The 11703-nt window shown below is 68.4% G+C and carries 9 protein-coding genes; 4 read left to right on the top strand and 5 right to left on the bottom strand.

Annotated elements, in window-relative coordinates; all coding sequences use genetic code 11:
- Positions 1–687 precede the first annotated feature (687 nt).
- Positions 688–2061 (bottom strand): D-serine/D-alanine/glycine transporter, encoded by a 1374-nt coding sequence (gene cycA / locus M2299_RS18070; RefSeq protein ID WP_280884785.1) that lies wholly within the window; start codon positions 2059–2061, stop codon positions 688–690.
- Positions 2062–2289: 228 nt separating this feature from the next.
- On the opposite strand from cycA, the gene M2299_RS18065 reads away from it, so the two are divergent.
- Positions 2290–3909 (top strand): EAL domain-containing protein, encoded by a 1620-nt coding sequence (locus tag M2299_RS18065; protein WP_080150651.1) that lies wholly within the window; start codon positions 2290–2292, stop codon positions 3907–3909.
- 202 nt (positions 3910–4111) lie between these two features.
- Here M2299_RS18065 and M2299_RS18060 read toward each other — a convergent pair whose 3' ends face one another.
- The gene (locus M2299_RS18060) at positions 4112–5296 is read right to left on the bottom strand and encodes an MFS transporter (RefSeq protein WP_100435733.1); all 1185 of its coding nucleotides are present in this window, start codon (positions 5294–5296) and stop codon (positions 4112–4114) included.
- Positions 5293–6471 carry a serine hydrolase domain-containing protein gene (locus M2299_RS18055; protein WP_280884784.1) on the bottom strand — a complete coding sequence of 393 codons (1179 nt, stop codon included), beginning with the start codon at positions 6469–6471 and terminating at the stop codon, positions 5293–5295. The genes M2299_RS18060 and M2299_RS18055 overlap by 4 nt, the downstream gene beginning before the upstream one ends.
- Positions 6472–6699: 228 nt before the next feature.
- Between M2299_RS18055 and M2299_RS18050 the strand changes: the two genes are divergently transcribed.
- Both M2299_RS18050 and M2299_RS18045 read left to right on the top strand, forming a co-directional pair.
- Positions 6700–7599, top strand: coding sequence for a LysR family transcriptional regulator (locus M2299_RS18050; protein ID WP_033830227.1), 900 nt, complete (start codon positions 6700–6702; stop codon positions 7597–7599).
- A gap of 166 nt (positions 7600–7765) precedes the next feature.
- The gene (locus M2299_RS18045) at positions 7766–9373 is read left to right on the top strand and encodes an ATP-binding cassette domain-containing protein (protein ID WP_223484545.1); all 1608 of its coding nucleotides are present in this window, start codon (positions 7766–7768) and stop codon (positions 9371–9373) included.
- Between the two features lie 195 nt (positions 9374–9568).
- On the opposite strand, the gene M2299_RS18040 is transcribed toward M2299_RS18045, so the two are convergent.
- Positions 9569–10894, bottom strand: a complete 1326-nt coding sequence (locus M2299_RS18040) for a GTP-binding protein (RefSeq protein WP_280884783.1) — start codon at positions 10892–10894, stop codon at positions 9569–9571.
- Positions 10895–10964: 70 nt separating this feature from the next.
- On the opposite strand from M2299_RS18040, the gene M2299_RS18035 reads away from it, so the two are divergent.
- Positions 10965–11342 (top strand): MerC domain-containing protein, encoded by a 378-nt coding sequence (locus M2299_RS18035; protein ID WP_025879198.1) that lies wholly within the window; start codon positions 10965–10967, stop codon positions 11340–11342.
- A 76-nt stretch (positions 11343–11418) separates the two neighbouring features.
- Here the strand turns inward: M2299_RS18035 and M2299_RS18030 are convergent, their stop codons facing one another.
- Positions 11419–11703, bottom strand: coding sequence for a metal-sensing transcriptional repressor (locus M2299_RS18030; protein ID WP_280884782.1), 285 nt, complete (start codon positions 11701–11703; stop codon positions 11419–11421).

The following is an 11703-nucleotide window of genomic DNA, read 5'->3' as shown; positions in this document are numbered from 1 at the left end:
GTTGCGGGGGACGCCGTAAACCCATCCCTGGGGGCTTGGCCGCGGCATCCATGCCGCGGACACCCCCGCAACCGGACCCACCCCGCCTTCGACAGATTTCCGCGATCTGGGAACGGTGTTCTGTGCGGCTGTTGATGGGTGTCGACCACGCGGCTTCTGGTGGGTGTCGACCTTGGTCGACACGTGTAGATCCACGCCATGCGTGGATGGGACTCGCCGAGGCCGCTCGATCTGTTGGCGAGGGCCTTGCTGACTACTGCGCCATCTCCCGCGGCGGCTGAAGGATGTCGACCATGCGGCTGTTGGTGGGTGTCGACCTTGGTCGACACGTAGATCCACGCCATGCGTGGATGGGGCTCACCGAGGCCGTTGGATCTGTTGGCGAGGGTCTTGCTGACTACTGCGCCATCTCCCGCGGTTGCTGGAGGATGTCGGCCACGCGGCTGTTGGTGGGTGTCGACCTTGGTCGACACGTGTAGATCCACGCCATGCGTGGATGGGACTCGCCGAGGCCGCTCGATCTGTTGGCGAGGGTCTTGCTGACTACTACGCCATCTCCCGCGGTTGCTGGAGGATGTCGACCATGCGGCTGTTGGTGGGTGTCGACCTTGGTCGACACGTAGATCCACGCCATGCGTGGATGGGGCTCACCGAGGCCGTTGGATCTGTTGGCGAGGGTCTTCCTGACTATCTCGCCATCTTCCGCCGCAGCCAATAACCGGCGCCCAGCAGCACGAACCACGCTGGGCTTGCGATCAGCGCCTGGCGGGTGTCGGCCTGCAGGCTCAGCAGCACCAGTACCGCAGCAAAGAAGACCAGGCAGGCCCAGCACATCGCCACGCCACCGGGCATCTTGAAGATCGAGGCCGCGTGGCGCTCGGGGTAGCGGCGGCGGTAGACCATGTAGGCCACCAGGATCAGCGACCAGACGAAGATGAACAACACCGTCGCCAGGGTCGTCACCAAGGTGAAGGCGGTCACCAGGTTGGGGATCAGGTAGATCAGCAGGGTGCCGCCCAGCAGGCACAGGCAGGAAAACAGCAGGCCCCGTGCCGGTACCGCAGCGCGCGAGAGCTTGGACAGGCCACGCGGTGCGTGGCCTTCCTCGGCCAGGCCGAACAGCATGCGGCTGGTCGAGAAGATGCCGCTGTTGGCCGAGGACGTGGCCGAGGTCAGCACCACGAAGTTGATCAGGCTGGCGGCGGCGGGAATGCCGGCCAGCACGAACAGCTGCACGAACGGGCTCTTGTCCGGTACCACCTGGCGCCATGGGGTCACCGCCATGATCGCGATCAGCGCCAGCACGTAGAAGATGATGATGCGCACGGGGATCGAGTTGATCGCCTTGGGCAGGTTGCGCTCCGGGTCAGCCGTTTCCGCAGCGGTGGTGCCCACCAGCTCGATGCCGACGAAGGCGAACACCGCGATCTGGAAACCGGCGAAGAAACCCACCAGGCCCATCGGGAACATGCCGCCGTCATTCCACAGGTTCGACAGCGATGCGGTGTGGCCGCTGGGCGAAGTGAAGCCCCACGCCACCAGTCCAGCACCGGTGATGATCAGCGCGCAGATCGCCACGATCTTGATCAGCGCGAACCAGAACTCCATTTCGCCGAACAGCTTCACCGTCACCAGGTTCAACGACAGCAGCAGCATCACGCAGGCCAGCGCCGGTTTCCACGCTTCCAGTCCCGGGAACCAGAACTGCGCATAGGCGGCGATGGCGATCACGTCGGCGATGGCGGTGACAATCCAGCAGAACCAGTACGTCCACCCGCAGAAGAACCCGGCCCATGGGCCAAGCAGATCGGTGGAGAAATCGATGAAGGATTTGTACTGCAGGTTGGACAGCAGCAACTCGCCCATCGCCCGCATCACGAAGAACAGCATCGCGCCGATGATCAGGTAGACCAATACGATGGACGGGCCGGCCAGGCTGATGGTCTTGCCCGAACCCATGAACAGGCCGGTGCCGATGGCACCGCCGATGGCGATCAGTTGCAGGTGGCGGTTGGACAGGCTGCGGCGCAGGTGCTCGGGGGGCGTGGCGGGCTCGGTCATGGGCGCGGGAAGGGGCGGGTGAAGCGTTCGACGTTAGTCCTCCCGCTGCCACAACGCCAGCGCCGGACGGCCCAGGGCCGTCAGCACGTGTCACTTTCACCACAATGTGACCCGTTACCGCCTTTGTCCCATTCCGCCCAGCCCTGCGCCGTGTTCATATACCGCCATCGTCCAAGGACCGGCCCCGCCCATGTGCCCAGCCCTGCACACCTCTCTGGAGCCCCGGTCATGAGCCGACTGCGGGTCATCATCGGCGGCACCGTCCTGGCCGTGCTGGCCGCGGCAGTGCCGATCGCGGTCATGGTCTATGCCACCTGGGACCGTGCCGTAAGTGTCGAACAGCAGCGGCTGCATGCCATCGCCGAGCGCAGCCTGCGGCGTACCGAAGTGTCCTACCAGGAAGCACTGGCGGCATTGAAGTCGGCCGAGGCCACCGTGCTGCCGCCCTGCGGGGCCGAACACATCCAGCGCATGCAGACCCTGGTGATGACCACGCCGTCGTCGGACCAGATGGGCTACTTCGAGGGCGGCAAGCTGCGCTGCACGTCGTGGGGGCCGTTCCAGCAGGATGTGGACCAGCCCACGCCGGACCACGTCACCAGCGATGGTGCCGGCATCACCGTCAACGTGCGCCCCGAGGCGGCTGGCCGGCGGCCGATGCTGTCCATGATGTACGGGTCCTACGACGTGCTGGTCGACCCTCGGCGCTTCGTCGACGTCATCGTCGATCCGGACGTGCGGCTGGCCCTGGCAAGTCCGGATGGACGGCTGCTGACACAGCAGGATGGCATGGACCAGGCCCTGCTGCAGCGCCTGCTGCGTGAGCCCGGCGAAGGCCTGGACCGCGACACCCTGTATGCCAGCGCGCGCAGCGGTGAATGGCTGGCGATCGCCACGGCGCCGCGCACCGCGCTGGCGGCCACGTTCCGGCAGCAGGCGTGGCTGTTCGTGCCCTTGGGCCTGCTGATGGCCGCCGCCGGTGCCGGCCTGGTGATCTGGCTGTCGCGACGACGGCTGTCGATGCGCGGCGAACTGGGCATCGCCATCCGCCGCCGCGAACTCTACCTGCACTACCAGCCCATCATCGAACTGGACACCGGCATCTGCGTCGGCGCCGAGGCGCTGGTGCGCTGGCAGCGCCCCGACGGCACGCAGGTGCGTCCGGACCTGTTCATTCCCTTGGCCGAAGAAGCGGGGATGATCGCCGCCATCACCGATCTGGTGATCGAGAACGTGGTTGCCGACATGCGTGAGCTGCTGGCCGAGGATCGCAGTGCACACATCGCGATCAACCTGGCGGCCGAGGACATCAGCAGCGGACGGGCGCTGAAGGTGATCTCGCAGCGCATGGCCGGCAGCGGCATCCTGCCGCAGCAGATCTGGTTGGAGGCCACCGAACATGGTTTCCTCGACATCGACCGTGCCCGCACCATGCTGGCCGCGGCGCGGCGCGCGGGCCACAGCGTGGCCATCGATGATTTCGGCGTCGGCTATTCCAGCCTGCAGTACCTGCAGCAGCTGCCGCTGGATGCGCTGAAGATCGACAAGTCCTTCGTCGATGCGATCGGCACCGAAAGCGCGACCAGCCCGGTCACGCCGCACATCATCGGCATGGCCCGCGAGCTGGGCCTGTGGGTGGTGGCCGAAGGTGTGGAAACCGAAGCGCAGCTGGCCTACCTGCACAGCCAGCACGTGCAGTTCGGCCAGGGCTGGCTGTTCTCGCGGCCGTTGCCGCGCGATGAGTTCATCGCCTTCCACCGCAAGCGCCAGCAGCAGTACGGCGCGGCGCGGGAGCACATGCAGAATCCGCGCAGCGTGCCGTTCGAGCGCGAGCAGGCGGGGGAGTAGCCGGCGAACGGCGACGCCCCTCGTGGTGGGTCGCATAAAGCTGTTCGTGGGTTGGCCGGGTGGTACAGATCTCTGCGGCGTTCCACCACGTAAATAGAGAAGAGAAAAGCAACAGCGGGTCGCTGCGCTCGCGCGCGCTGTTGAGCTTCGGCTGGGGTAGTGCCGGCCGCTGGCCGGCAACCCCGTCATCCTCGATCGACGCCTACGCCCAAGCCTTCGGCCGCGCCCAGACCCAAAGGCCGCACACCGCCAGCAGCAGCAACGGCAGCCAGGCCAGGTGCTGGGCGCCGCTGGCCTGCAGCATCAGGCCGCCGCCGACGCCGCCGGCGGCGATGGCCAGGTTCCAGCCGGTCACCAGCATCGACTGCGCCAGGTCGGCGGCGGCACCGGCGCGGCGCGCCAGGGCGGTCTGGAACAGGGTGGGTACCGCACCGAACGCGACGCCCCACAGGATCGTCACCAGCAGCAGCACGCCCGGCACGCCTGGCCACAGCAGCAGCGAAGCCACCGCCATCACGAAGCCGATCACGCTGGCCCACACCAGCGCGCGCAGGTGGCGGTCCACGCCCCAGCCGGCGATGGCGATACCCACGATCGCGGCGATGCCGAATGCCAGCAGCAGCCGGTCCAGCCACGCCCCGGCGCCGGCCTGCACTGCCAACGGCTCGATGTAGGTGTACAGCACGTTGTGCGCTAGCACGTACAGCACCATCACCAGCAGCGTGCTGCGGATGCCGGGCATGCGCCAGACCGAGCCCAGCGACATGCGCCGGCCTGCACCGGCCGCCGGCAACGCGGGCAGCGCCCATCGGGCGTAGCCGAGCAGCAGCACTGCCAGCACGCTCATCAACGCGAACGCCCAGCGCCACCCGATCTGCTGGCCCAGCAAGGTGCCGGCCGGCACTCCCAACGACAGCGCCAGCGGCGAGCCGATCATCGCTACCGCGATCGCCCTTCCCTGCAGTTCCGGCACCACCATGCGCGCGGCATAGCCGGCCACCAGCGACCACAGCAGGCCCGCGCCCACACCCGCCAGGAAGCGCGCCACCAGGGTCAGCACGTAGTCGTGGCTCAGCGCGGTCACGGTATTGACCACCATGAAGCCGGCAATCGCCGCCAGCAGCAGCGGACGACGTGGCAGGCGCTGGGTCAGCGCGGTCATCGGCAACGCAGCCAGCACCGAGCCCAGTGCATACACGCTCACCAGCTGCCCTGCGGCCGCGTCGCTGACGCCGAGGCTCTCGCCCATCGGCCGCAGCACGCCCGCTGGCAGCGTTTCGGTCAGCAGAGTGATGAAGCCACCACCGGCCAGTGCCAGCAGCCCGCGCCACGGCAGGCGCGTTGCTTCACCCGCCGGAGCCCCTGCATCAATTGCGTGGCCGCTCATCGCACCGTCTCCAGATCGGCGTACACCGCATCGCGCAGTTCATCGACAAACGCGCCATGCATGCCTTCGTACAGCGTGTTGGTCAGCGCGACCACGCTCAGGCCACGCGCCGGGTCCACGAACCAGCTGTGGCCGTAAGCACCGCCCCAACGCCATGTCCCTGCGGTCTGCGGTGTGCCGCTGGCCGCTGCATCACGCAGCACCGCAAAGCCGAGGCCGAAGCCCCAACCCGGCGGATCAACCGGTCCCAGCTCGCCGACCTGCGGGGTTCCCATCTGTGCAACCACGCTGTCCGGCAGCAGCTGCGAGGCGCGCACATCGCGCAACGCTTCCAGCACGGCCATCACCTCGTCGGCACTGCCCACCAGCCCCGCGCCTGCCGACGGATAGCGGTGTGAGTCGGTCGCCCGCGCCACGCTGTATTCGATGCCCACCGAGCCCTCGAACGCAGGCACCACCTCGCCCTCCCGCAACCGATGCGGCTGCGGCGTGTCACTGACATATGGCGTGGCCAGACGAGCGCCCTCGGCGGTGGCGAACGCGGTGTCGCGCAGGCCCAGCGGCTGCGCCAGCAGCCGGTCGAACAATACCTGCAACCTTTCGCCGGTGGCCGCTTCAGCGACGGCGCCCGCTACATCCACGCCCAGCGAGTACAGCCACTGGCTGCCCGGCGCGAACAACAGCGGCGCCTGCGCGATACGCTGCACGTTCTGCTGCAGCGTCACCGGGTTCGCGTCCATGCCGTCGCTCACACCCGCCTGGGCATAGGGCCCCTCGGCATCGGCCTCCAGAAAGCGGTAGCCCAGCCCACTGCTGTGGCTGAGCAGCTGGCGCAGGCTGATCGGCGGGCGGCTGCCATCGGCCAGTGCCGGGCGGAACGCCGGCAACCAGCGCTGCACCGGCGCGTCCAGGTCCAGCACCCCCTCGGCTACCAGGCGCAGGATCACCGTGGTCAGCAGCGGCTTGCTCACCGAGGCCAGCCGGAACAGGTGGTCGCGGCGCATCGGCGTGTTCGATTCACGGTCGGCCAGGCCACTGGCGCTGGCGTGGCGCAGCACGCCGTGCTCGCGCACCAGTACCACCGCACCGACCAGGCGCTGTGGATGCACGGTCCGCAGCAGTGCGCTCACCGCGGGCAGCGCCGGTGCGGTATCAACAGGAAGGGCGAGTGTCATCGGGGTGGTCCGTGGGGAGAGGCCCGCCACGGTAGGCAGCTCCGGCACCGGCAAAAAGCGGGGCGGGGCTCCGTGCATCATGGACCGCAAGGTCCGCAATCGGCATGATGCCCGGAACCACTGGGCCGCAGCGACCCTCCAGGCCCGCGCACCGCAGTGTTGCGCGGGCCACGTCAGCGGGCCGGACTGCCGCGCCCTACCCTGCCCACTTTCGCAGCGACCCTACCCATGTCCGTCCTCGACAACCTGGCCAACCTGCAGACCTTCGTCCACGCCGCGGACACCCGCAGCTTCGTCGACACCGGCCGCGTGCAGGGCATCTCCGCCTCGGCCGCCGGCAAGTGCGTGGCCCGGCTTGAACACGCACTCGGCGTGCGCCTGTTCCACCGCAGCACGCGCAGCATCACCCTCACGGCCGAGGGCCAGCTGTTCCTGGCACGCTGCCGCCGCATCCTCGACGAACGCGATGCCGCACGCACCGAACTGGCCCAGCAACATGCAACCCCCAGCGGCACCCTGCGCATCAGCCTGCCGCTGGTGGGCGACCTGACGCTGCCGCTGATGGCCGAGTTCATGGCAGCCTACCCGGACATCCGCCTGGAGCTGGATTTCTGCGATCGCCTGGTCGATGTCATCGAGGAAGGCTTCGACGCCGTGCTGCGCGTTGGCGAGCCCAGCGATTCACGCCTCACGGCACGCCGCCTCGGTGTGTTCCCACGTCGCGTGGTTGCATCGCCGGCGTACCTGCAACGGCATGGCGTTCCACGCACGCCGGCCGACCTGCTGCAGCACCGCCTGCTGCACTACCGCTTCCCCAGCACCGGCAAGCTCGAGCCATGGCCGATCCTCTGGCCCGAAGGCGAAACGGCACAGGATCTGCCGGTGCACCTGGTCGCCAACACCATCGAAGCGCGGGTGGCACTGGCGCTGCGCGACGGGGGCCTGGCGTTCGTGCCGGTGCATTCGGTGCGCGATGCACTGGCCGATGGCCGGCTGGTCACCGTGCTTGAAGAGCACGTGCATTCCTGCGGCATCTTCCACCTGCTGTGGCCCTCCGGCCGCCACGTGCTGCCGAAGCTGCGGGTATTCATCGAATTCGTCGGCGCGCGGCTGGATACGGTGCCCTGACCCAGCGCCACGGCCGCGACCATTCAGCTCGCGGCGCTATACTGCCCGCTCATTCCCCACCGAGGCTCGCGACCAATGCGCCAGTGATGCCGCCGTCTTCGCACTAGACGGCCCGACTCTTCCCGCCCCTGCGCGCAGGGGAGAACCAGGCATCCATGGAGGTCGCATGACTTCGCATTCCCTCACGCTCGATCGCGTGTCGTATCGGTTGGCCAATGGCCGTCCGTTGTTTTCCGATCTGTCCTTTTCCTTCGAACCGGTGGCCACCGGGCTGGTCGGCGCCAATGGCGCCGGCAAGAGCGTGCTCGCGCGCCTGCTCGCCGGCCAGCTGTCGCCCGACGATGGCCGCGTGCACCGCAGTGGCCAGGTGTTCCTGTTGCCTACGCCGGGCTATCCGCCACGTGGCACGGTGGGTGAACTGGCCGGCGTCGGCGCCGAACTGGCGGCACTGGCGCGCATCGAAGCAGGCAGCATCGATGAAGCCGATTTCGCCTGCGTGGGCGACCACTGGGACCTGCGCGAACGCCTGCAGCAGCAGTGGCAGGCGATGCAGCTGCCGGCCGGCCTTGATCCGGCGCAGCCCGCCTCCCGGCTCAGTGGCGGCCAGGCGATGCAGGTGGCGCTGTCCGGTGCGTGGGCCAGCGGCGCGGACTGGCTGATCCTCGACGAGCCGAGCAATCATCTCGACGCCCGTCATCGCCACCAGCTGTACGCACAGCTGCAGCAGTGGCAGGGCGGCCTGCTGGCCATCAGCCACGACCGTGGCCTGCTCGCGCAGATGGCGCAGATCGTCGAGCTGGACGCGCACGGCCTGCATCGTTACGGCGGACCGTGGCAGCACTATGCCGACACACGCGCCGCCGAACGCGAGGCCGCCGCCGCGCAGCTGGAGCATGCCCGTGCCCAGCACCGACAGCAGCAACGCAGCGCGCGCGAACAGAACGAGCGCCAGCAGCAGCGGCAGGCACGTGGCAACCGCGAAGCGCGCGAGGCCAACCAGGCACCGATCCTGCTCGGTCGGCAGAAGCAGCGCGCCGAAGCCAGCCACGGCCGTGCGCAGCAGATCCAGAGTGATCGGCTGCAGGCCAGCGCAGCGCAGGTGCGCGCCGCCGCTGCGGCGGTGCACGTGACGCCAGAACTGGCGTTGTTCAGTGGCGAAGGCGAGCGTGGCCAGGGCCGCCTGCTGCAGGCGCACGATCTGGTGCTGCCGCATGGCTGCAACGCGGCGCTGCAGCTGGAGATCAGGCGCGGCCAGCGCATCGCCGTCGTGGGCGACAACGGCAGCGGCAAGTCGACCCTGCTGCGCGTACTGGCCGGGCAGCTGGCGGCGCGCAGCGGTCAGGTGCAGCGGCATGCGCCGCTGGCCCTGCTCGACCAGCAACTGCTGGGGCTTGCAGGTGAGCTGAGCATCCTCGATGCCGTGCGCGCTGCGAATCCCGCGGCCGATGCGGGTGAACTGCGTACGCGTCTTGCCCTGCTGGGCCTGGATGCGCAGCGCGTCCAACGCCCGGCCAGCAGCCTCAGCGATGGCGAGCGGGTGAAGGGTGCGCTGGCCAGCGTGCTGTACGCCGATCCTGCCCCGCAGCTGCTGTTGCTGGACGAGCCGGGCAACGCGCTGGACCTTGCCGCGCTGCAGGCGCTGGAAGAACTGCTGGCGGCGTGGCCGGGCGCGTTGCTGATGGTCAGCCATGACACCCACCTGCTGCAGGCGCTGCGGCCAACGCAGGTGCTGCAGGTCGGTGATGCAGGTTGGCGGTGGCGCGATGCGTTGTAGGGCCGAGCGGGTGCTCGGCTCCTGCAGGCATTCATCCACGCATGGCGTGGATCTACTACCAGCCTCTCATCCACGCGTGGCGTGGATCTACTGCCAGCCTCTCATCCACGCATGGCGTGGATCTACTACCAGCCTTTCATCCACGCATGGCGTGGATCTACTGCCAGCCTTTCATCCACGCATGGCGCAGACGCATCAACGCTTCCACACCGGGAACGCCTGCGGCATCTGCTGCCACAGCAAGGGCCCGGCCTGCAGCTCGGTGTCGTTGAGCAGGCACGCATCCAGGGCCGACCGCACCACACGCTCGTCCATGTGCACGCCGATCACCACCAGTTCCTGCCGGCGGTCACCCCACAGCGGATGCCACAGGCGTGCCATCGCCGAGTGCGCGGCCGCGTCCGGGAATTCCCGTACGTCCGGCAGCGGAGCGCTCCAGCAGTCGGCCTGCTGCCGGGCCCAGCCCAGATCGCTGTAAGGCAGCGGCGTTGGCGGCAGCAGCGGCGTGGTGTCCTCCTGGCCGGCGCGCACCCGCTCGCGCGCCGCATACCAGAAGCCCGCCGCCTGGGTGCGTGTGGCCGCGCCCACACTATTCAACTCACCCACCCAGTCCATGCGGTTGGCCAGCCAGAACCAGCCCTTGCTGCGGATCACCCCGGGCATACCGTGCTGCAATGTGCGCGCGAAACGGGCGGGATGGAACGGCCGCCGTGAGCGATAGACGAAGCTGCCGATGCCGTACTCCTCGGTTTCCGGCGTGTGCTCGCCACGCAGTTCCTTCACCCAACCGGGGGCCTGCTGCGCGCGCTCGAAATCGAAGCGACCGGTATCCAGCAGCTCGGCAAGCGGCACGTCGCCGAAACTGGACAGCAGCAGCTTCGCGTCGCGATTCAAGCCGCGCAGCACGGCCAGCGTGTCCTGCAGCACTTCGTCGTCCACCTGGTCCACCTTGCTGACCACGATCACATCGGCGAATTCCGCCTGCTCGCACAGCAGGTCGACCACGCCACGATCATCATCCGGCCCCGCCTGCTGGCCACGCTCGGCCAGGCGCAGTGTCGAACCGAAATCGGCCAGGAAGGCACTGCCATCCACCACCGTCACCATCGTGTCCAGCCGTGCGATATCGCTCAGGCTGAAGCCGTGTTCGTCGCGCACCGCGAAGGTCGCCGCCACCGGCATCGGCTCGCCGATCCCGGTCGATTCGATCAGCAGGTAGTCGTAGCGGCCGCTGTCGGCCAGGCGCCGCACCTCCTGCAGCAGATCGTCACGCAGCGTGCAGCAGATGCAGCCGTTGCTGAACTCCACCAGCGTCTCTTCGGTGCGACGCAGTTCGGCGCCGCCATCGCGCACCAGCTGCGCATCGATGTTGACCTCGCTCATGTCGTTGACGATCACCGCCACCCGCAGGCCATCGCGGTTGCGCAGGATCTGGTTGAGCAGGGTGGTCTTGCCGGCACCGAGGAAGCCGGAAAGCACGGTGACCGGAAGGCGGGGGTCGGCGCGGGAAACAGTGTTCATGTCGGAGCGGGCTGGCTGCGGAATGGAAATGTTACTGTATAACAATTGTCGCGCAAGGAATCCTCCCCGCATGAAGTCGCCCTCTGCCGCCCTGCTTGATGCCGGCGCCGTCGCCCTGTCCAGCCTGTGCCTGCTGCATTGCCTGGCGCTGCCCCTGCTGGCGGCCGCACTGCCGCTGTTCGGCGTCTGGGCCGAAGCGGAGTGGGTGCACCTGGTCTTCGTCGCCATCGCGCTGCCGATGACCGGCTTTGCCCTGTGGCGCGCCGAACGCCGCCAGCCGCTGCCTGCGCTGGCATGGCTGAGCGCGGGCATGGGCCTGGCACTGTTGATGGCCGGGGCGCTGGCACTGCCCTCGCACGCCTGGGAGACCCCGCTGACGGTCACCGGCAGCCTGCTGCTGGCCGCCACGCACCTGTGGAACGCGCAGCACCGGCACCGCAGAAGCTAGTGCCGGCCGCTGGCCGACAACTGCAGGCATCGTCCGCAGGACATGAGGTTGCCGGCCAGCGGCCGGCACTACCCAGCTATTTGCCGTAACGCCGCAGCAGTTCCACCAGTACCTCGGCTTCGGCCGCCCGTTGCGCCGGGTCGTCCGCGCCCACCACGTGTTCCTGCAGATGCTCGTGCAGCAGTTCCATCAGCAGGCTGTGGGCAGCGCCACGCACGGCCGCCACCTGCACCAGCACATCGGCGCAGTCGCCTGCCTCGCCCTCGGGCGTGTTCAACGCCTGTTCCAGCGCCGCCACCTGCCCGCCGATGCGGCGCACCCGGGTCAGCAGCTGCTTTCGACTTCTGTGTACATGGGCCAT

Source organism: Stenotrophomonas sp. 1278 (assembly GCF_029892765.1).
Lineage (GTDB): Bacteria > Pseudomonadota > Gammaproteobacteria > Xanthomonadales > Xanthomonadaceae > Stenotrophomonas > Stenotrophomonas indicatrix.
Note: the sequence above shows the minus strand (reverse complement) of the source record. Positions and strands in the feature narration are given on the sequence as shown.